The following is a 19,903-nucleotide window of genomic DNA, read 5'->3' on the forward strand; positions in this document are numbered from 1 at the left end:
CGGCCCATGCTGGTCACCGCGCGGGGGGCTCTGCTGCTATCTCGCGCACCAGCCGCATGCCGACAAGGGTGTAGCGGGTCTGCGGGCTGTTCCAGTTGCGGTATCCGCAGCGTGCATAGAGCGCCCAGGTGTGCCACGAGCCGCCCCGGCGCACGCGCACGCTGCCCTCTGCCGGACCGGTGGGGTCATTGCGTGGGGACTCGGCGTAGTAGGTGTCGCCATGCCAGTCGCCCGTCCACTCCCAGGCGTTGCCCAGCATGTCGTACAGCCCGAAGGCGTTGGGCGCAAAGCGGCCTACCGGCGCGGTGAAGGCGTACCCGTCGTTGCCCACCAGCGCATGCTGGCGCCAGCGTGGCCAGAGCGGGGCCGCAGCCTGGTCGAAGGTGTTGCCTGCGGAGACAAGCTCTTGCGGGTTGTCGCCATGGGGGTACAGGCTGCGGCTGGCTGCGCGGCAGGCGTATTCCCACTCCGCCTCGGTGGGTAGGCGATAGCGGTGGCCCTCGGTGCGGCTGAGCCACTGGGCCATGGCCTGCGCGTCGTTCCAGGTCACGTTTACCACGGGGTGGTCCGGGCCCTGCGCAAAGCCGGGGTTGCGCCACGAGTAGCGCGGGTCGCGCCCCTCAAACGCATCGCCGCGCCGCGTGTTGGCCGGTTCGTAGGCCGGGTTGTAGCCATAACCCCCGGTGCCGTCGGCCTCGGACTCTGGCCGGTAGCCAGAGGCCTCCAGGAAGCGCTGGAACTGCCCCACGGTGACCTCGTGCTGGCCCAGGTAAAAGTCGCGGGTAATGTGCACCTCGTGCTCGGGCGACTCATCTGCCAGGTCGGTCAGGCGCTTGCGCTCCAGCAGCGGGAAGGTATTTCCCAGCGCCTCGACAGGGGGCGCACCCCCCATCCAGAAAGTGCCTGCAGGCACACGGACAAAGGCCATGCCCAGGCTGTTGACCCAGGGCGATGTGGCTGCGCTTGCCGGGGTCGAGGGCGTGTGCTGGCAGCCTGCCAGCAGCGCGGACAGCGCCAGCAAGGCCGTACCGATCGCCCAGCGGCGGCACGCTGGTGGGGCGGCTGGCCTCAAGGCTTGTCCTGCAACTCGCTCACGCATTCAAACACCAGGCGCGAGCCATCGTTGCGCAACAGTTTTGCGTGCAGGGCCATGCGCTGGCATTCGCGGCTGGCCGCCGCATACGCCTGGGAGGTGTCGGGCCCGTACACCGGTACGCTGAAGGTACGGTCGCGGCCCGAGGCCATGGGGCCCGAGGGGCCGTAGGGGTCGGTCGCATTGCAGCCCGCCAGCAAGGCCAGCACGGACACGGAGGCACACAGCAGTTTCATGGAAGTCTCTCTCATTGATCAGGGCACCCAGTTTACGCACCTGCCCGGTGGCTGCACATAGGTGTTGTGCGGGGCGTCCATGGCGTCGGGCATGCGTGTAAGCCCCCACTGTGCATGCGCAGGCCCAGCCACTACAGTGGGCGCTGCATGCACGGCTGCATGCTGCTGTGGAGGGGCGGGATGGCAAGTACGCGAGCACCGGTCACACAAGACGCCTGGCGGCCCTGGGCGTTGCGGATACTGCTCGCGCTGGGCTTGCTGGCGCTGCTGCCCGCCTTGCCAGTTTGGACGCCGCTGCAACGCCTGGAGCATGACCTGCTGGCCAGCTGGACCGCTTCGCCGCCGCCCGACGTGGGCGTGCTGGTGGTCGGGCTGGACGAGCCCAGCCTGGCGGCGCTGAACCTGACCCCACCCCTGCCGCGCCGCCTGCACGCACAACTGGTGCAGGCCTTGTCTGCGGCGGGCGCCTCTGCGCTGGGCATCGACATGCTGTTTGCCGCACCCCAGTCCCCTGCGGACGATGCGGCGCTTGCGGCAGCCCTGCAAGGGCGCATGCCGGTGGTGCTGGCTGCGGCCGATGTGGCGGTCAACACCTCGCAGGTGGCGCAATACCGGCAGACCGTGCCCTCGGTGTTTCCCATGGCCCGCCAGGGCAGTGTGGCGGTGCAGCCGGACGACGATGGCGTGCTGCGTCTTGCACCCGCTCGGAGCGATGCCCTGTGGCAGGAGCTGGCGCGCAGCGGCGGGCGCAGTTTTCAGCCCCCACCGCCGGGTGCGTTGCTGCGCTATTACGCACCCGAGGTCCCGCTGCCCTACGCCCACTACACCCAGGCGCTGGAGGCTGGTCAGGCGCTGTCGGCTGCGGCTGTGCAGGGGCGCCTGGTGCTGCTGGGACAGAACACGCCGGTGGACGGGGTCGATCAGTTCGCCACGCCCCTGCGTGCGCTGGGCGCGGGTACGCAGTCCGGCGTGCTGGTGCACGCCACGGCTCTGGTGAATGGCTTGGCGGGGGACTGGGTGGTGCCCGCACACCCGGCAGGCCCTTGGCTGCAGGCCGCGCTGGCCGTGGGCTGCGTGGCCGCCTGGACCCGGCGCTGGCGCGGTGGGCGGGCGGTGCTGCTCAGTGCGGCGCTTGCGCTGTTGGTCCTGTTTGGCGGGCTGTGGGCCTACCTGGCAGGGGTGTGGTGGACGGCACTGCCCACGCTGGCGGGCTTGGCCCTGCACCTGAACGTGGGCGCCGCTGACAGCTACTGGCGTGAACACCGCCGCCGCGAACAGCTGCGCGTGGACTTTGCCCGCTACGTGCCCGCCGCCGTGGTGGATGCCCTGGTGGCCGACGGTGCCCAGCCGCAACTGCATGGCGAGCGCCGTGTGCTGACGCTGCTGTTCTCTGACCTGGCAGGCTTCACCGCCGCCAGCGAGCACCTGCCGCCCGAGGCCGTGGCCCAGGCGCTGAATGCCTACTTCTCCCGCATGACCCATACCGTGCACCAGCACGGCGGCACGCTGGACAAGTTCATCGGCGACGCTGTCATGGCCTTCTGGAACGCGCCTTTGCCCAACCCCCGGCACGCAGACCGTGCCCTGGCCTGCGCGCTGGCCATGCAGGCCGACATGGTGGACCTGCGGGCCCTGTGGCGGGGCACACCGTTTGCGCAGGTGCAACTGCGCATTGGCTTGCACACGGGCGAGGCGGCGGTAGGGCACCTCGGGTCGCATGAGCGCTTTACGTACACCGCCGTGGGCGACGCCGTGAACACAGCCGCGCGGCTGGAGGGCGCCAACAAGGCCTTCGGCACCGGCATCCTCCTGTCGGGCGCCACACACGATGCGCTGCAGGCAGTGCCAGCAGGTGATGCCCCAGAGGTCCGACTGATGTGGCTGGACACCGTGGTGCTGACTGGGCGCAGCACCGGTGTGGACGTGTACACGCCTTGTGACGACGCCGCGCTGGCCTCCATCAGCCACACGCTGCGGGACCACCTTCACGCTGCGCGTTGGGCGCAGGCTCTGCAATGCTGTGCCGATGCGTGCGCGCACGCGGCCGCACATGCCCCGCAGTGGCACGGGCAGGCGCTGCGCTGGCAGGCCCGGGTGCATGCCCAGGCAGACACTGCGCTGGCGGACGGCCCTGTAGCGGGCGCCACTGCCGTATTCACCGCGCAGGCGCTGGACAAGACCTGAGTCCCCGGCGCAAGACTCCCCCAGAGAGAGGCCCACCATGCCCATCCCCCTTGTGTCCTCCCCGTCGCGCCCGGTGTGGCTCACGCTGGTGGGTGTTGCCCTGTCGACCTGGACGGCTGCCGGTGCCAGTGCGCAATGTGCCGGGTTGCCCCTGGCGCCTGACGCAGTGGCTGCGCAAATTGTGGCGCTCAGCGGCCAAGGCGAAACGCGCCCCCCGGGCACACAGCCCTGGCTGCCTGCCACACTTGCCCAGCCGTTAGGTCCGGGCGCAGACATGCGCACGCTGGCGCTGTCGTCGGCAGCGCTGCTGCTGGCGGACCGCACGCAGATCCGCATGTCGGCCAACGCGCAATTGCGGCTGTGCGAGGCACAGCCCACTCGCACCCTGCTGGAGCTGGCCGCAGGCCGTCTGTGGGCACGCACCAAAAAGGCCCCGGCCAACCTGCAACTGCAAACGCCGGCAGCGCTGGCCGTGGTGCGGGGTACCGACTGGGACGTGGAGGTGGACGGAACGGGGCGGACCACGCTCACCGTGCTGTCCGGCGCCGTCGAGTTGCGCAACGACCAGGGCAGCGTGCAGCTGGGGCCCGCCGAGCAGGGCGTGGCCGAGCCCGGCCAGGCGCCCGTCAAGCGCCTGCTGGTCAACCCCCGCGAGCGGGTGCAGTGGGTGGCCGCTTACCCGGGCGACCTGACGCGTTGGGCCGAGTTCCAGCCCGTGCAGACGGCGCCAGCCGCTCTGGCGGAGGTACGCACCGCATTGCGCGCGGGGCAATGGGCCCAGGCGCGAGCCCTGTTGCAGGCCCTGTCGGCGCAGGAGGATGGTGGGGCTGTGGTCGAGCTGGCCCTGGCGGACCTGGAGGTGCTGGACGGCCAGCCTGACGCCGCGCAGCAGCGCCTGGCCTTGGCCTGGCAGCGCACGCAAGACCCCCGCACCGCTGCAGGCCGCGCCGACCTGCTCATGGTGCTGGATCGCCTGTCAGAGGCGCGCACCTGGCTGGACACCACGCGGGGCGCGTCTCCCGGCTTTGCGCCATTGCTGCAGGCCGACGCCGACTGGCACCGGCTGCAAGGGCAGGGTGACGCCGCCCTGGCCTTGTACCGGCAGGCAGTGGCCCACGCGGAGGGGGATGCGCAGTGGGCTGCCGCCCTGGCAGGGCTGGGCCGCGCACTGCAAGAGCGTGGAGACCTGCGTGCGGCCCGCAGTGCGCTGGCCCAGGCCGTGGCCCTGGCGCCGGAGCATGCGGCCTACCGGGGCGAAGCCGCCACGGCGGCCATCGAAGCCCTGGGCCTGGCCGAGGCGCGTACCGACCTGGATGCCGCGCTGGCGCAGTCGGGCGACGACTACGTGGCCCTGGCGGCTGCCGGACTGCTGGCGCTGCGGCAAGGCGATGCCGAGGCCGCCCGCACTGCGCTGCTCAAGGCACTAGTGATCGAGCCGCGATACGCCCGCGCACAGGTATGGCTGGCGGTGGCCGAATACACGCTGGGCGAACGCGCTGCAGCGCTGGACGCGCTGGACCGCGCCCGCCTGGCCGATGCGCGGGACCCGCTGCCCTGGCAGGTGGAGGCCATGCTGCGCAACGACAGCGGCGAGCCCGTGGCGGCCATGGCCGCCGCGCGCGAGGCGCTCACCCGGCTGCCCTACCTGAAGTCGCTCAACCCGCTGGCCTCGGACAGCCAGGGCTCGGCCAACCTGGGCAAGGCGCTGGGCGACTTCGGCATGGAGCACTGGGCACGGGCCTACGCCAGTGCGTCGTACTACCCGCTGTGGGCCGGCAGCCACTTTTTTCTGGCCGACCGGTACGAGAGCGACTTCAGCCGCCGCTCCGAGCTGTTCCAGGGCTACCTCACCGACCCCACCGTGTTTGGCGCCAGCGACAAGCGCGCGCCCCTGCTGCTGTCGGAAGGCCGCGAAACATCGGCGGGGGTGAGTGCCGAGCGCAACCCGCTGCGCCACAACGCCACGGCTGACATGGGCTACCGTGGGTTCGCTGCCAGCAGCGTGCCTGTGGCCTGGCTGGTGCGGGCCAACGACGTGCAGATGTGGCCCCGCGAAGGTCCCGTCGCCACGCAGTACCGCCTGTCATCGCCCGAAGTGGATCTGGCGCTGGGTGTGCGGCCCAACGAGAGCCTGTCGCTGTTCGCGCTGCACAGTGACACCACCTTGCGCTACCGCTTTCCGCAGGGGCTGGACTTTGGCAACGGCATCACCTTCACCGGCGGCGCCGAGACGCGCACCCGCCGCACCGACCTGGGCGCTGCGTGGCGCTGGTCGGCAGACAGCCAGACCTGGTTCAAGGTGCACAGCGGGCGCCAGACCTCCGGCCTGGTGCTGGACGATGCGCGCTGGGGCCCGCAGGACTACCGCTATGCCAGTGACGAGCATGGCCTGTTCCTGCGCCACACGGTGCTCTGGGGCGCGCACCGCCTGAGTGTGGGCTGGGAGCGCGTGGACCGGGACACCGTCAGCGCCATCTCCGACCCTGGCATCACCACACCGCGCACCAACGCCGAGCGCTACCACATGCCCTGGGTGGCGGGCGAATGGCGCAGCGGTGCCTGGACCTGGATGGCCGAGGCGTACTGGCCTCGGTTCACCACCCGGCAGCGCGACCGCTATGCAGACACGGCGACGGGGCAAGACCTGCTGCCCGCGCAGGACGACGGCGCGGCGCACCACCACCGGCTGCTGCCGCGCCTGGGCGCCAGCCTGCGCCTGGGCCAGGGCCGCGCACTGCATTGGGCCTGGCAGGAGAGCGTGCGGGCGCCCGGCACGCACACCCTGTCGCCCGTCGCCACGGGCGCTATTGCCGTGGACAACCAGTACCTGCTGGCAGGCAGCTACGCCCGCAAGCACGCGGTGCAACTGGACTGGGAGGCCAGCCCCACCACCTTCTGGGGTGCCAGCCTGTCGGGGCAGCGCATCAGCAACCTGGTGGCCGCCAACGGTCGCCTGTTTGCACAGAACACGGGTGCGCTGTTCGACAACGTGGCCACCATCGCGCCCGTGGTGCTCAATGCCCAGACCACGCTCAACACCTATGAGGAAACGCCCCTCTTCGGGCAGGGGCAGCTGGCGCAGGCCACGGTGTCTGTCAACCATTTGCTGGGTCCGCGCTGGAGCGTGCTGGGCAGCTACATCCACACCACATCGCGCAACACCGGGGCGGGTCTGGAGGGGCGTTGGCTGCCGGGCTTTGCGCGCCATGTGGTGCTGGGCCAGACCACGTGGCGGCACGAGGCGCGCAGCTTTTCGCTGCTGCGCCTGACCTGGCGCGGCATGCGCTACAGCGACGAGGCCAACACCGTGCAACGCGCCCCGGGCTGGAGCTTGGCCCTGGCCCATGGCTGGGAGTCGCAGGACCGGCGTTGGAGCTTCACCGGCACGGTGCAGACCGGGCTGCGCACCGGAGAGCGCCCCACGCTGTGGGCCCTGGTGCGGTACCGGGACTGAAGTGGCGCACAGTGTGCGGAGGGGGCCTTTACCGGCTGGTGGAAGGGCGCTTCAGGCCTTTTGGGTTGGTAGCGTTAGTGGAATATACCTGAGTAGCTATCAAAAACGTAGCTTCTTGGACATTGGAGGGAGTGAAAAAAAGCCCGCAGCCTTGCGGCTCGGGCTGTGTGCTTGGCACGGGGCGCGCCGCGTGCGTGGGGTGCGCGGGCTTATGCAGCAGCGGCTTCGGCCAGCGCCTGCAGGGCGGCCGTCACCTCGGCGGCGTCCACGCCGTCCACCGGTGCCAGGCGCGGGGCCAGAGTCTGCAGTGCTGCGCTGTCCTTTTGCAACTGGGCGATGGCTTGGCCGGCCTCCTTGGGGGCGTCAAAGCCCGTGCTCTGCAGCAGCAGGCGGCCGTCGGCGGCCACCAGCTTGAAGTAGAACTTGCCGTCGGCCTCGCGGTACTGCTTGAAAGCAGGCAGGGCGGTCTTGGCGGCCTTGGCCGGTTTGGCGGCCGTGCTGGCCTGCACCAGGCTGCGCAGGCCCACGGCGCTGCGCAGTTCGCGGATGAACGGCGTGGCCAGAGCGCGGGCGCGCTCGGCGCCAGCCAGCAGGGTCTGTTCGATGCGCGCAGGGTTGTGGATGAGTTCTTCGTACTGCGCGCGCATGGGGGCGATCACCTGGTCCACGCGCTCCAGCAGCAGGTGCTTGGCGTCGCCCCAGGCAATGCCGTCGGCATAGGCCTTGCGCAGGGCCTCGGTCTCTTCGGGCGTGGCAAAGGCCTGGTAGATCTGGAACAGGGCCGAGCCTTCGACCTCTTTGGCCTCGCCGGGCGCGCGCGAGTCGGTCAGGATGCCGCCGATGAGCTTCTGCAGCTGGGCACGCGAGCTGAACAGCGGGATGGTGTTGTCGTAGCTCTTGCTCATCTTGCGGCCGTCCAGCCCGGGCAGTGTGGCCACATGGTCGTCGATGGCCGCCTCGGGCAGCACAAAGTGCTCGCCGTACAGGTGGTTGAAGCTGGCCGCCATGTCGCGGGCCATCTCGATATGCTGGATCTGGTCGCGGCCCACCGGCACCTTGTGGGCCTTGAACATCAGAATGTCCGCGCCCATCAGCACCGGGTACATGAACAGGCCTGCGGTGACACCGTCGTCGTGCTCGCGCCCGGCGGCGGTGTTCTTGTCCACGCTGGCCTTGTAGGCGTGGGCACGGTTCAGCACGCCCTTGCCGGTCACGCAGGTCAGCAGCCAGGTCAGCTCGGGGATCTCTGGGATGTCGGACTGGCGGTAGAAGGTGACCTTTTCAGGGTTGAGCCCTGCGGCCAGCCAGCTGGCCGCGATCTCCAGCGTGGAGCGCTGGATGCGCACCGGGTCTTCGCACTTGATGAGCGCGTGGTAGTCGGCCAGAAAATAAAAGCTCTGCACGCCGGGGGTGAGACTGGCCGCCACCGACGGGCGGATGGAGCCGACGAAGTTGCCCAGGTGTGGGGTGCCGGTGGTGGTGATGCCGGTGAGAAAACGGGTGGTGCTCATGGGAAACAAAAACTCAGCAGATCAAATGAACAGGAAGTGGCGGGCTTCTGCTGCGCTCAGCGCAGCAAGGCCGTCAGCGGGGTGAGCAACAGGTTGATGGCGGTGTAACCCACGGCCATCAGGGGGCGCAGCCACAGCGTGCCCACCACCCCGGCGATCACCAGGCCCATCACGATGAAAAAGCCCCAGGGCTCGATGCGCGACACCATGTGCGCCTGCCGCCAGGGCAACAGGCCCACCAGGATGCGCCCGCCATCGAGCGGCGGCAGCGGAAACAGGTTGAAGGCCCACATCACCAGGTTGACCATGACCCCGGCGCGTGCCATTTCCAGGAAGAAGCGCTCCTCAATCCCTGTGCCCACCAGCACCACCAGCAGCACGGCCCAGGCGATGGCCTGGATGAAGTTGGACGCAGGCCCGGCCAGGGCCACCCACACCATGTGCTTCTTGGGGTTGCGCAGATTGCCGAAGTTGACCGGCACCGGCTTGGCATAGCCAAACAAAAAGGCGCCCGAGGTTGCAAAGTACAGCAGCAGCGGCATCAGGATGGTGCCGACCGGGTCGATGTGCTTGAAGGGGTTGAGGGTGATGCGCCCCATCATGTACGCGGTGTTGTCGCCAAAGTGGCGCGCCGCGTAGCCATGGGCCGCCTCGTGCACGGTGATGGCAAACAGCACCGGCAGGGCGTAGATCAGAACGGTTTGGATGAGATTGGAGGTGTCCACGCTGGGATTGTCTCAGACGCCCCGCTGTCCCCGGCATTGCCAGGGTGACCCGGCGGGTGTTCAGCCGCCCGGGGGCGGCTGCGTATTGTGGGTTGTACGTATGCCGACGGGTCTCCGGGCGGGGTGTTCGTTGTTAGCATCAACCTCTTGCCCGCAGCCCGTGCCAGTTTGTGCAAGTTCGTGCCTTTTGGCGCAGCGCTGCGCGGCGGCCCCTCCCACAACGACATACAACAGGCCTGGAGACATTTAAGCCATGTGGAACAACTTGAAGATCGGAACGCGCCTGTTGCTGGCGTTTGGCGGCCTCGCACTGGTCGTGCTGCTGCTGATGGTGATGGCGCTGTCCGGCATCGGCGGTGCCGAGCAGGCGCTGCAGGGCGCTACGCCCCCGGCCCAGGCGGCGCTGGCACAGTTGCAAAGTGCGCGCAACTGGGTTATCGGCTGCAGTGTGGTGGTGTTTGTGCTGGCCCTGGTGGCCACGCTCAGCCTGCGCGCCAGCATCGTGGCGCCGCTCAACCAGGCCATTCTGATTGCCGAAACGGTGGCGTCTGGCGACCTGAGCCAGGAGTTCAACTCCGACCTGGAGGGCGACTTTGGCCGCCTGCTGGGCGCGCTGGGCACCATGGAAGACACGCTGACCGACCTGGTGTCCCGCATCAAGCAAAGCACCGATTCCATCACCGCCTCTGCGGCAGACATTGACCACGGCAACACCGACCTGTCGCGCCGCGCGGAAGACCAGGTGTCGTCCCTGACCGAGACGGCGGCCAGCATGGAGCAGCTGACGGCCACCGTGCGCCAGAACGCCGAGCGCGCCCACTCGGCCAGCGGCCTGGCCGTGCAGGCGTCGGCGATTGCCGAGCAGGGTGGGTCGGTGGTGGGCGAGGTGGTGCAGACCATGCAGGCCATCAGCGGCAGCTCGCGCAAGATCGTGGACATCATCCAGGTCATCGAAGGCATCGCCTTCCAGACCAACATCCTGGCGCTCAATGCCGCTGTGGAGGCCGCCCGTGCTGGCGAGCAGGGCCGTGGCTTTGCCGTGGTGGCCAGCGAGGTGCGCAACCTGGCCCAGCGCAGCGCGGTGGCCGCGCGCGAGATCAAGGCGCTGATCAGCGCGTCGGTCGAACAGGTCGAAAGCGGCGCTGGTCAGGTGGGCAAGGCGGGCAAGACCATGGAAGAGATCGTCGGCGCCGTGGGCCAGGTCAGCGCGCTGCTGGGCGAAATCTCCACCGCCCTGCGCGAGCAGAGCGAAGCCATCAGCCATGTCAACGTGGCCGTTTCGCACATGGACGGCAGCACGCAGGAGACGGCCTCGCTGGTGCAGCATGCGGTGAGCACGGCGTCGGCCCTGTCGGCGCAGGCCCGCGACCTGGAGCAGGCGGTCGGAGCGTTCAAGCTCTGACGACGCTCTGAGCCGCCGCGCGGCTCTCCCCTCCAAGGCGCGTTACCGGCGGCAGGGCGAAGAGCGCTGGACGGCGGCGAATGTATCGGGCGGGGTGCCGCTCTTGCGGCGGGCTCTTTCAGCGGGCTTTTTTAAGGGGCTCTTACAGCCCCAGCGCCTGCAGGCTGCCCCGGCCTTCGCGCACCACCACCGGGTCGCCGCCGGTGCCCATGGGGGTCAGGTCCACCACCGTGGTGGGCTCCAGCGGGCAGGCCCCGGCATCCACGATGGCATCCACCAGCTTTTCGTAGCGCTCGCGGATTTCCTGCGGGTCGTTCAGGGGCTCGGTCTCGCCCGCTGGGATCAGCGTGGTGGCCAGCAGCGGGGCGCCGTGCAGCTCCAGCAGCAACTGCAGGCCCTTGCGGTCGGGCACCCGCAGGCCAATGGTCTTGCGCGAGGGGTGGCTCACGCGGCGGGGCACTTCCTTGGTGGCTTCGAGGATGAAGGTGTAGGGGCCCGGCGTGCCCAGCTTAAGCAGGCGGTACTGGCGGTTGTCCACCCGCGCATAGTTGGCCAGTTCCGACAGGTCGCGGCACAGCAGGGTGAGGTGGTGTTTTTCGTCCACCTGGCGGATGCGGCGCAGGCGGTCTACTGCGTCCTTGTCGTCCAGGTGGCAGACCAGCGCGTAGCTGGAGTCCGTGGGCACGGCCACGATGCCGCCCTTTTGCAGCAGCAGTGCGGCCTGCTTGAGCAGCCGAGGTTGCGGGTTGTCGGGATGGGCTTCGAAGTACTGGGCCATGGGGCGGGTTCTCAGTGATGCGTGGCGCTGAGTGTGGGGGCCTTGCCGGGCGGCAGGTCGTCCAGGGGGCGGCTGGCGCGGCTGCGGCAGCGCAAGGTCATCGCAAAATCCGGTCGGACAGCAGTTCCCAAACGGGGGTCAGTGCACCGGGCAGCAATGGGAGCGTGCCCAGGTCGGTGTGCGATTCGTCGGGGCTGTGGAAGTCGCTGCCGCGCGATGCGGCCAAGCCAAACTCCTGCGCCATGTCGGCATAGGTCACGTACTCGGCCGCACTGTGGCTGCCCGTGACGACCTCGACCGCCCGGCCACCGTGCTGCTTGAACTCGGAGAACAGTGCGAATTCTTCGTTGGCGCTGAACTTGTAGCGCGCGGGGTGAGCGATTACCGCCATGCCCCCCGCCTGCGTGATCCAGCGCACGGCGTCGCCCAGGCTGGCCCAGCGGTGGGGCACATAGCCGGGTTTGCCTTCGGTCAGGAACTTGCGAAACACCTCGGAGGTGTCTTTGCACACGCCGGTTTCGACCAGAAACCGCGCGAAATGGGTGCGCGAGATGAGGGCCGGGTTGCCCACAAACTGCAACGCGCCTTCGTAGGCGCCCTTGATGCCCACCTGGGCCAACTGGGCCGCCATCTCCTGTGCGCGTTCGCCTCGCCCGCCGCGTGTGGCGGCCAGGCCCTGGGCCAGCTGGGCGTCGTCGGGATCAAAGCCGAGGCCGACGATGTGGACGGTGGTGTCGGCAAAGGTGACCGAAATCTCGGTGCCGGTGAGGTACGCCATGCCCTGGGCCCGGGCAGCAGCAGCAGCGCGGTGCTGGCCGCCGATTTCGTCATGGTCCGTCAACGCCCACAGCTCGACCCCGTTGGCTTTGGCCCGCGCGGCCAGGTCTTCGGGCGTGAGGGTTCCGTCGGAAACGACGGAATGGCAGTGCAGGTCGGCGTTGAGGATGGAAGTCACCAGCCCATTTTAGGCTTTGCGCCGCCAGCGTGCCGGGGCGGGGCTGCCAGGCGCTGCAGCAGTGCTGGTACCGATGAGTATGCGGGTTTGTACCGATGGGTCCGAGGCCTGTTGAGGCAACGGGCTGGCGTAGGCTTACGGCCGACATTGGATGTAATCGAATGTTTCATGGTGGCGAACGGCCGACCAAGAAGAACGATCCACGAGGAAAAGAGCCATGCAATTTGACAATATCCGCGTCTCCCGCAAGCTGTGGGGCGCCTTTCTGGGGCTCATGATTGCCATGTTGCTGCTGTCTGCGTTTGCGCAGAACCGCGGCAACTCGTCGATGTCTGCGGCCATGGATGCCGTGGTCGAGATCGAGGCCCGCATCTCGGCTGCCGTGCGCTGGCGGGGTGCCACCGAGACCGCCGTCACCATGGTCATGGGCGGCGCGGTGACCACCGATTCCGTGTTGGCTGAGCAATACGGTGCCAAGGTCAAGGAGATCATTGGCAACATCAACAAGGTGCAGGAAGGCATCGTGGCGGCTGCCACCGCGCCCGAGGAAAAAGCCTCGCTCGACAAGGTGCTGGAGGCCCGCAAGGCCGTGCTGGCCGCCACCGCCAAGACCTGGGAGCTCAAGGGCGCGGGCGACGCTGTGGCCACCCAGCGCTATGCGGACGAGGAATTCGCCCCCCTGGTCACCAAGTACCTCAAGGCGCAGGACGACTTTGTGGCCACGCTCGAAAAGCGCCGCGACGTGATCCGCGCCGAAGCCACCCAGCGCCGCATTGAATACGCCATCACCGGCATCATCAGCTCCATGGTGCTGATGGCAGTCGGCCTGTTCCTGGCCTGGAAGCTGGTGCGCTCCATCACCCTGCCGCTGAACGAAGCGGTCGAGACCATCGATGCCATTGCAGCAGGCGATCTGACGCGCGAACTGCAATCCACCCGCAAGGACGAGTTTGGCCACATGCTGCGCTCGCTGTCGGCCATGTCGGCACGGCTGCGCGGGGTGGTGAGCGAAGTGCGCCAGGGGGTGGACTCGGTTTCGTCGGCGTCGGTGGAGATTGCCAACGGCAACCACGACCTGTCGGCGCGCACCGAACAGACCGCCTCCAACCTGGAAGAGACGGCAGCCAGCATGGAACAACTCACCGCCACCGTGAGCCAGTCGGCCGACACGGCCCGCCAGGCCAACCAGCTCGCTGGCACGGCCGCCCAAGCGGCAGCACGGGGCGGCGAAGTGGTGAGCCAGGTGGTCACCAGCATGCAGCAGATCACCGACAGCAGCCGCAAGATCAGCGACATCATCGGCACCATCGACGGCATTGCTTTCCAGACCAACATCCTGGCGCTGAACGCTGCGGTGGAAGCCGCCCGTGCGGGCGAGCAAGGCCGAGGCTTTGCGGTGGTGGCCAGCGAAGTGCGCAGCCTGGCGCAGCGCAGCGCCGAGGCCGCCAAGGAGATCAAGACCCTGATCAGCGCCAGCGTGGAGAACGTGGAATCGGGCTCGGCCCAGGTGGCACAGGCCGGGCAAAGCATGGAAGAGATCGTTGCCAGCGTGCAGCGCGTGAGCGACCTGATCGGCGAGATCACCGCCTCGGCCACCGAGCAGCGGGACGGCATCGCGCAGGTCAACCAGGCGGTCACGCACCTGGACCAGATGACACAACAGAACGCGGCGCTGGTGGAAGAATCCACGGCCGCAGCCGCCTCGATGCGCGACCAGGCGCAGCACCTGGCAGAGGTGGTGTCGGTGTTCAACGTGGGCGCGGTGGCGACCCGGGCGCCGGCAGCGGCGCCCCGCGCCGCAGCACCTGCCCCCGCACCACGGCCCGCCGTGGCCAAGGCAACGACCAGCGCGCCCCGCGTGGCATCGGCCGCTGCGCCGAAGGCCCCAGCGCCTGCCCCGGCGCGCCTGCCTGCAGCCAAGGCACCAGCCCCAGCGCCCGCAGCCAAGGCGGCTGCGCAGGGCAGCGATGATGATTGGGAAAGCTTCTAAATCGATAGCGGCCAGCGCATGACCATCAAGCGCTGGCAGCTATTTTTTTGGTCGGTATTCCGGCCGAATTGACAGCAAGGCAGCGCGAGCTGCCTTTTGTTTTGGTGCACCTTGAAAGGACTCTCCGATGCCCCTGGTCAACATCCGCCTAGCGCGCCGCGATGTGCCCACCACAGCCGCTCAGAAAGCCGCCTTGATTGCCGGCGTGACCCAGCTCATGCAGCAGGTGCTGGACAAGCGGCCGGAAAGTGTCACCGTCATCATCGACGAGTTGGATCTGCAGAACCTGTTTGAGGCATTTTCGGGGATCGCATTGGAGTGCAATCGGGAGGAGTGGATGCTTCGGATGCGCCGCGTGGGCTCGTGCCCATGCAAGCAGCCGGGGCGTTCAATCGCCCGATTTCACTCCAACCCTTCGGGCAAGTGCCTTGCCGGGCGGTCTGCGGCGTTGCGGTTCTTGCCAATAGCATGGGCTATTGGCAGCGCACCGCGCCTAGCATCCCATCCCGGCAAGGGACTTGTGCGACCCCGAAAATGCCTCAAACAGGTTCTCGTAATTGGGGCCAAGGCGGCGAGCCAGTAACGGTGATCCGCCAGCGAAGCAGGGGGCCCATGCAGGCTTGAGCCGTGGCGCGCTAGACCTGCGCACCTTCGACCAAAAACTGCACCTTGCGCTCGCCCTTCCACTCGTTCACATCCAGGCGGAAGGCCAGCAGCACCCGGGCGGGCAGCTGCTCGGTGTGACCGAACCAGATGGCGTCCACGGGGTTGCCCTGGTGGATGAGCTTGAGCGACAGGTGGTTCTTGGCCTCACCCACCAGGCGCTGGCTCACGATCTGCACCTCTTCACTGAAGGTGGGCGGCGCAAAGCCCTGGCCCCAGACCTCGCGGTGCAGGGTGTCCACGATGTCGGCGCGGCAGTATTCCGGGGCCAGCGGGCCATCGGTTTCGATGCGGCGGGTGAGGGTGGCGGCGTCCAGCCATTCTTGCGCCACCTGGGCAAAGGCCTGCTCAAACACGTCGAACGATTCCTCGGCCACGGTGCAGCCTGCCGCCATGGCGTGGCCGCCAAACTTCAGGATCACGCCCGGGTGGCGCTTGGCCACCAGGTCCAGCGCGTCGCGCAGGTGAAAGCCGGGGATGGAGCGGCCCGAGCCCTTGAGCTCGTGCTCTTTGCCCGGCGCGCTGCTGGCTGCAAACACGAACGTGGGGCGGTGCAGCTTGTCCTTGATGCGGCTGGCCACGATGCCGACCACGCCTTCGTGAAAGTCGGGGTCGAACACGCTGATGGCGGGCGGGGGCTCCTCGCTCTCGTCAAACAGGCTCTCGGCCATCAGCATGGCCTGTTCGCGCATGCCGCTTTCAATGTCACGGCGCTCGCGGTTGATGCCGTCCAGTGTGGCGGCCAGCTCGGCAGCGCGGCCTGTATCGTCGGTCAGCAGGCATTCGATGCCCAGCGTCATGTCGGCCAGGCGGCCCGCAGCGTTGATGCGCGGGCCCAGGGCAAAGCCAAAGTCGAAGGTGGTGGCCACGGGCGCCTTGCGGCCGGCGGCGTGGAACAGTGCGGCGATGCCCGCGGGCATCTGCCCCGCGCGGATGCGCTTGAGGCCCTGGGCGACCAGGCGGCGGTTGTTGGCGTCGAGCTTGACCACGTCGGCCACTGTGCCCAGCGCCACCAGGGTGAGCAAGGGGTCGAGCTTGGGTTGCGTGGCGGCGTCAAACACGCCACGCGCACGCAGCTCGGCACGCAGGGCCAGCAGCACATAAAACATCACGCCCACCCCGGCCATGGACTTGCTCTCGAACGGGCAGCCGGGCTGGTTGGGGTTGACGATGGCGTCCGCCGCAGGCAGCTCGGTGCCGGGCAGGTGGTGGTCGGTCACCAGCACCTGCAGGCCCAGCGCCTTGGCCTCGGCCACGCCGTCCACGCTGGCGATGCCGTTGTCCACGGTGATGAGCATGTCGGCACCCCGCTCGGCCACGCGGCGGGCGATCGAGGCGGTGAGGCCGTAGCCGTCGGTCACGCGGTCGGGCACCAGGTAGTCCACGTTCTGGGCGCCCAGCAGCCGCAGGCCGCGCACACCCACGGCGCAGGCGGTGGCGCCGTCGCAGTCGTAGTCGGCCACGATGATGAGCCGTTGGTTCTGCGCCATGGCATCGGCCAGCAGGCGTGCGGCGGCGTCAATGCCCTTCAAGCCCTGGTCGCCACTGGGCGGCAGCAGGCGGCCCAGGCCATCGTCCAGCTCGTCCTTGGCCCGCACACCGCGCGCGGCGTACAGGCGCGCCAGCAGCGGGTGCACGCCGGCCTGCTCCAGCGCCCAGGCGGCGCGGGGCGGAATGTCTCTTGCTATTATTTTCATAGCTGCACCAGCATGTTCGACCAGCGCATGGGGCGGAAAAGACCTTGAAACCGCTGCACAAGGCTGCGCGGAGCGGTGTGGAAGCCCAGCGCATTGCGTTCGCCGCACAGGGTCAACTGCACGGGCGAGCCGCTTTCAGCCTGGCGCAGCAGGTCGGCCACGGGGCCGGCGTCCAGCGCGGCCCAGGCACTGGCCCAGGCGCGCCAGTCGTCGCGCAAGGCGGCGTCCCGCAGAGTGGTGGGCATGTGGGGCGGTGGGGTGGATGGGGTGGCGGGCGGTGGACCAGCCAGTGCGCCCGTGCCGTGCACCCAGAACGAGTTGACGACCGGCAGCCCCTGCGCAGAGCGCTCCTCGTTGAAGGCGTGGGTGTACAGCAGCATCTGCATTTCGCTGTGCAGGCGGTGCAGGGTGCGGGCCTGTTTGGCATCGGGCATCCAGGCGCGCACGTCGCGCAGCAGCACGCGCTCCAGCGACGCGGTGGCCAGGTCGGCAAACAGCGGCCCGCTGGCCAGCCAGCGCGTGGGCTGGTCGTAGTGCAGGGTGATGCCGTCCTCGGCAAACCAGGGCGCCACGATGGCCAGCAGCGCGCGGGATGCAGCTTCATCCAGGCCCAGTTGCGCCGGGTCGCGCAGCGTGACGTGGTCGGTGCTGACCTGCCACTGGCAGGGGGTGACGAAGGCCCAGGCCTCGCCGTGGGTGGTCAGACCTTGCTGGTGGCAGTGCCAGGCCGCCCAGGGGATGCGGCCGTCCTGCGCGGGCAGGCCCAGGGCGCGGGCCAGGGCGCGTTCATGGGGGGCTGAGAAGCTGGTTTCTTCGCCGGTGTCGCTGTGTTCGGGGCGGGGGCTGAGCCGGGCCAGCAGCCGGTCCAGGTGGGGCAGGGCCAGGCCCTGTTGGGCTTGCTGGCATCCCGGCGAGGCGCTGGCGGCGTAGGGAATGAGCAAATGGGTGGTGTCCGACATCCCTCTATTGTCCGGGATGCCACAATCTGCCCCGCCTGTGGCGCGCATTCCGCACCGCGCAGGCCCTTCTTCCCATATCCATGCAAATTCCCTACGAACTGGCCCTGGGCTGGCGCTACACCCGCGCGGGCCGCGCCACGCGGCGCAATGGCTTCATCTCGTTCATCTCGGGCGTGTCCATGCTGGGCATCGCGCTGGGGGTGGCGGCGCTGATCATCGTGCTGTCGGTGATGAACGGCTTTCAGAAGGACGTGCGCGACCGCATGCTCAGCGTGGTCTCGCACATCGAGATCTTTGCGCCCCTGGGGGCCGCACTGCCCGACCCGGCGCTCACCCTGGCCGAGGCCAAGAAGAACCCGAATGTGATCGGGGCTGCACCTTTTGTGGCGGCCCAGGCCCTGCTGGCGCGTGGCGAAGACATGAAGGGGGCGCTGGTGCGCGGCATTGACCCGGCCCTGGAGGGCGCGGTGACCGATCTGGCCGCCACCAACGAGAAGACGCTGAACCTGCTGGTGCCCGGCGAGTTCCGCGTGGTGCTGGGGGGCGAGCTGGCCCGTGCCCTGGGCGTGCGGGTGGGCGACCCGGTGACGCTGATTGCGCCCGCCGGCCAGGTGACGCCGGCTGGTGTGGTGCCACGCCTCAAGCAGATGACGGTGGCGGGCACGTTTGACTCCGGCCACTACGAATATGACTCGGCCCTGGTGCTGCTGCACCATGAGGACGCGCAGCGCATCTTCCGCCTGGAAGGCCCCACGGGCGTGCGCCTGAAGCTCAAGGACCTGCACCAGGCCCGCGAAGTGGCGCAGCAACTGGCGCAGTCCCTGAGCGGGCAGTTGCTGATCCGCGACTGGACGCAGCAAAACCGCACCTGGTTCGCCGCGGTGCAGCTGGAAAAACGCATGATGTTCATCATCCTCACGCTCATCGTGGCGGTGGCCGCATTCAACCTGGTCTCCACCCTGGTGATGACGGTGACCGACAAGCGCGCCGACATCGCCATCCTGCGCACGCTGGGCGCCAGCCCCAAAAGCATCATGGGCATCTTTGTGGTGCAGGGCGCGATGGTGGGCGTGATCGGCACGCTGGTCGGCCTGTTGCTGGGCCTTGGCATCGCGTTCAACATCGACGTGATCGTGCCGGCCATCGAGCGCGCGCTGAACGCGAGCTTTTTGCCCAAGGACATCTACCTCATCAGCAAGATGCCCAGCGAGCCGCAGAGCAGCGACATCGTGCCCATCGCCGTCATCTCGCTGGTGCTGGCCTTTGTGGCCACCCTGTACCCCAGCTGGCGCGCCAGCCGTGTGAACCCTGCCGAGGCGCTGCGTTATGAGTAATCCCACCTCCCACAACAATAAAAACAACGCTCACCCGGTGGTGCTGGGAGCCAAGGGCCTGACCAAACGCTTTACCGAAGGCCGCCTGGATGTGACCGTGCTCAAGGGCGTGGACCTGCAGATCCATGCGGGCGAAACGCTGGCCATTGTGGGTGCCTCGGGCTCGGGCAAGAGCACCTTGCTGCACCTGCTGGGCGGGCTGGACGCACCCACGGCGGGCACCGTGCGCCTGAAGGGCGAGGAAATGTCGTCGCTGTCGGCAGAGCGCCAGGGGCAGTTGCGCAACCAGCACCTGGGCTTTATCTACCAGTTTCACCATCTGCTGCCGGAGTTCAGTGCGCTGGACAACGTGGCGATGCCGCTGCGCATTCGCCGTCTGCCGTTGGCGCAGTGCCATGCGGAGGCGGAGCGGGTGCTGGCGTCGGTCGGCTTGAAGGAGCGGCTGATGCACCGGCCGGCCGAGCTGTCGGGTGGTGAGCGCCAGCGGGTGGCGATTGCGCGGGCGTTGGTGACGCGGCCGGCTTGCGTGCTGGCGGATGAGCCTACGGGCAATCTGGACCGGAGTACGGCTGACGGGGTTTTTGACTTGATGCTGCAGTTGGCGCGGGATCAGGGGACGGCGTTTGTGATGGTGACGCACGATGAGTCGCTGGCGGCGCGGTGTGACCGTGTGATGCGGTTGGTGTCTGGGGTTTTGGGGTGATTTTGGGCTCTTCTAGCGAATGCTAGTGACACTTTGATTTCCCATGGCCGCACCCAGCACCATCGCGGGCCGCAGCCCCGCGGAGCCTGATCGGTCCAGCATCCTGAACCAGCCCAGATACGAATCAAGGTATTTCGTTGCAACGCCCTTGAAGTGCTGCATCTACCCGCGCAGCCTGCTGACATAGGCATTGACGTTCTGGACATGCCAGGGGCCTCT

At 68.3% G+C, this 19,903-nt stretch carries 15 protein-coding genes and 1 pseudogene; 7 read left to right on the forward strand and 9 right to left on the reverse strand.

All coding sequences use genetic code 11. The features are described 5' to 3' along the window. Positions 1 to 13 precede the first annotated feature (13 nt). The gene (locus tag ACODSU_RS06690) at positions 14 to 1,021 is read right to left on the reverse strand and encodes a formylglycine-generating enzyme family protein (protein ID WP_488841025.1); all 1,008 of its coding nucleotides are present in this window, start codon (positions 1,019 to 1,021) and stop codon (positions 14 to 16) included. A 47-nt stretch (positions 1,022 to 1,068) separates the two neighbouring features. Next, positions 1,069 to 1,329 carry a hypothetical protein gene (locus ACODSU_RS06695; protein WP_488840992.1) on the reverse strand — a complete coding sequence of 87 codons (261 nt, stop codon included), beginning with the start codon at positions 1,327 to 1,329 and terminating at the stop codon, positions 1,069 to 1,071. A gap of 180 nt (positions 1,330 to 1,509) precedes the next feature. On the opposite strand from ACODSU_RS06695, the gene ACODSU_RS06700 reads away from it, so the two are divergent. Both ACODSU_RS06700 and ACODSU_RS06705 read left to right on the forward strand, forming a co-directional pair. Beyond that, on the forward strand, positions 1,510 to 3,513 hold the full coding sequence (locus ACODSU_RS06700; protein ID WP_488840994.1) for a CHASE2 domain-containing protein: 2,004 nt from the start codon (positions 1,510 to 1,512) through the stop codon (positions 3,511 to 3,513). 37 nt (positions 3,514 to 3,550) lie between these two features. Beyond that, positions 3,551 to 6,967 carry a FecR domain-containing protein gene (locus ACODSU_RS06705; RefSeq protein WP_488840996.1) on the forward strand — a complete coding sequence of 1,139 codons (3,417 nt, stop codon included), beginning with the start codon at positions 3,551 to 3,553 and terminating at the stop codon, positions 6,965 to 6,967. Between the two features lie 209 nt (positions 6,968 to 7,176). Here ACODSU_RS06705 and ACODSU_RS06710 read toward each other — a convergent pair whose 3' ends face one another. Together ACODSU_RS06710 and ACODSU_RS06715 are read right to left on the reverse strand one after the other, a co-directional pair. Next, complete coding sequence (locus ACODSU_RS06710; protein WP_488840998.1) at positions 7,177 to 8,478, reverse strand: tryptophan--tRNA ligase; 1,302 nt, start codon at positions 8,476 to 8,478, stop codon at positions 7,177 to 7,179. A gap of 56 nt (positions 8,479 to 8,534) precedes the next feature. Next, a complete protein-coding gene (locus ACODSU_RS06715) occupies positions 8,535 to 9,203 on the reverse strand; it encodes a site-2 protease family protein (protein ID WP_099729566.1) in 669 nt (222 codons plus the stop codon). 253 nt (positions 9,204 to 9,456) lie between these two features. Here ACODSU_RS06715 and ACODSU_RS06720 point away from each other — a divergent pair, with 253 nt between their 5' ends. Continuing rightward, entirely contained in the window at positions 9,457 to 10,605 is a 1,149-nt protein-coding gene (locus ACODSU_RS06720) for a methyl-accepting chemotaxis protein (protein ID WP_060984561.1), read from the forward strand. Between the two features lie 142 nt (positions 10,606 to 10,747). Here ACODSU_RS06720 and ACODSU_RS06725 read toward each other — a convergent pair whose 3' ends face one another. After that, entirely contained in the window at positions 10,748 to 11,383 is a 636-nt protein-coding gene (locus ACODSU_RS06725; RefSeq protein WP_056060901.1) for an L-threonylcarbamoyladenylate synthase, read from the reverse strand. A 97-nt stretch (positions 11,384 to 11,480) separates the two neighbouring features. After that, entirely contained in the window at positions 11,481 to 12,338 is an 858-nt protein-coding gene (locus ACODSU_RS06730; RefSeq protein WP_060984573.1) for a 3',5'-nucleoside bisphosphate phosphatase, read from the reverse strand. 217 nt (positions 12,339 to 12,555) lie between these two features. Between ACODSU_RS06730 and ACODSU_RS06735 the strand changes: the two genes are divergently transcribed. Next, a complete protein-coding gene (locus tag ACODSU_RS06735) occupies positions 12,556 to 14,328 on the forward strand; it encodes a methyl-accepting chemotaxis protein (protein ID WP_488841002.1) in 1,773 nt (590 codons plus the stop codon). A 127-nt stretch (positions 14,329 to 14,455) separates the two neighbouring features. Next, entirely contained in the window at positions 14,456 to 14,911 is a 456-nt protein-coding gene (locus ACODSU_RS06740) for a tautomerase family protein (RefSeq protein ID WP_488841004.1), read from the forward strand. 52 nt (positions 14,912 to 14,963) lie between these two features. On the opposite strand, the gene recJ is transcribed toward ACODSU_RS06740, so the two are convergent. Both recJ and ACODSU_RS06750 read right to left on the reverse strand, forming a co-directional pair. After that, positions 14,964 to 16,688: a single-stranded-DNA-specific exonuclease RecJ gene (gene recJ, locus ACODSU_RS06745; protein WP_488841006.1), complete on the reverse strand. Its 1,725-nt coding sequence runs from the start codon at positions 16,686 to 16,688 to the stop codon at positions 14,964 to 14,966. After that, a complete protein-coding gene (locus tag ACODSU_RS06750) occupies positions 16,685 to 17,647 on the reverse strand; it encodes a phosphoglycerate mutase (RefSeq protein WP_488841008.1) in 963 nt (320 codons plus the stop codon). Before ACODSU_RS06750 ends, recJ begins: the two co-directional genes overlap by 4 nt. A gap of 80 nt (positions 17,648 to 17,727) precedes the next feature. Between ACODSU_RS06750 and ACODSU_RS06755 the strand changes: the two genes are divergently transcribed. Both ACODSU_RS06755 and lolD read left to right on the forward strand, forming a co-directional pair. After that, the gene (locus ACODSU_RS06755; protein WP_056646585.1) at positions 17,728 to 18,981 is read left to right on the forward strand and encodes a lipoprotein-releasing ABC transporter permease subunit; all 1,254 of its coding nucleotides are present in this window, start codon (positions 17,728 to 17,730) and stop codon (positions 18,979 to 18,981) included. Further along, positions 18,974 to 19,684, forward strand: a complete 711-nt coding sequence (gene lolD / locus ACODSU_RS06760; protein ID WP_488841010.1) for a lipoprotein-releasing ABC transporter ATP-binding protein LolD — start codon at positions 18,974 to 18,976, stop codon at positions 19,682 to 19,684. Before ACODSU_RS06755 ends, lolD begins: the two co-directional genes overlap by 8 nt. A 12-nt stretch (positions 19,685 to 19,696) precedes the next feature. On the opposite strand, the pseudogene ACODSU_RS06765 reads toward lolD, so the two are convergent. Further along, positions 19,697 to 19,903 (reverse strand): annotated as a pseudogene (locus ACODSU_RS06765) (IS1595-like element ISAte2 family transposase); the annotation flags it as partial.

The sequence above is a fragment of the Acidovorax sp. FG48 genome (assembly GCF_057809085.1).

What these genes read in the sequence shown, in the direction of transcription:
- lolD (WP_488841010.1), top strand. Translation starts at nt 18,974, where the DNA reads ATGAGTAATCCCACCTCCCACAACAATAAAAACAACGCTCACCCGGTG.
- recJ (WP_488841006.1), bottom strand. Translation starts at nt 16,688, where the DNA reads ATGAAAATAATAGCAAGAGACATTCCGCCCCGCGCCGCCTGGGCGCTG.
- ACODSU_RS06720 (WP_060984561.1), top strand. Translation starts at nt 9,457, where the DNA reads ATGTGGAACAACTTGAAGATCGGAACGCGCCTGTTGCTGGCGTTTGGC.
- ACODSU_RS06705 (WP_488840996.1), top strand. Translation starts at nt 3,551, where the DNA reads ATGCCCATCCCCCTTGTGTCCTCCCCGTCGCGCCCGGTGTGGCTCACG.
- ACODSU_RS06740 (WP_488841004.1), top strand. Translation starts at nt 14,456, where the DNA reads ATGCCCCTGGTCAACATCCGCCTAGCGCGCCGCGATGTGCCCACCACA.
- ACODSU_RS06725 (WP_056060901.1), bottom strand. Translation starts at nt 11,383, where the DNA reads ATGGCCCAGTACTTCGAAGCCCATCCCGACAACCCGCAACCTCGGCTG.
- ACODSU_RS06755 (WP_056646585.1), top strand. Translation starts at nt 17,728, where the DNA reads ATGCAAATTCCCTACGAACTGGCCCTGGGCTGGCGCTACACCCGCGCG.
- ACODSU_RS06735 (WP_488841002.1), top strand. Translation starts at nt 12,556, where the DNA reads ATGCAATTTGACAATATCCGCGTCTCCCGCAAGCTGTGGGGCGCCTTT.
- ACODSU_RS06700 (WP_488840994.1), top strand. Translation starts at nt 1,510, where the DNA reads ATGGCAAGTACGCGAGCACCGGTCACACAAGACGCCTGGCGGCCCTGG.
- ACODSU_RS06750 (WP_488841008.1), bottom strand. Translation starts at nt 17,647, where the DNA reads ATGTCGGACACCACCCATTTGCTCATTCCCTACGCCGCCAGCGCCTCG.
- ACODSU_RS06695 (WP_488840992.1), bottom strand. Translation starts at nt 1,329, where the DNA reads ATGAAACTGCTGTGTGCCTCCGTGTCCGTGCTGGCCTTGCTGGCGGGC.
- ACODSU_RS06710 (WP_488840998.1), bottom strand. Translation starts at nt 8,478, where the DNA reads ATGAGCACCACCCGTTTTCTCACCGGCATCACCACCACCGGCACCCCA.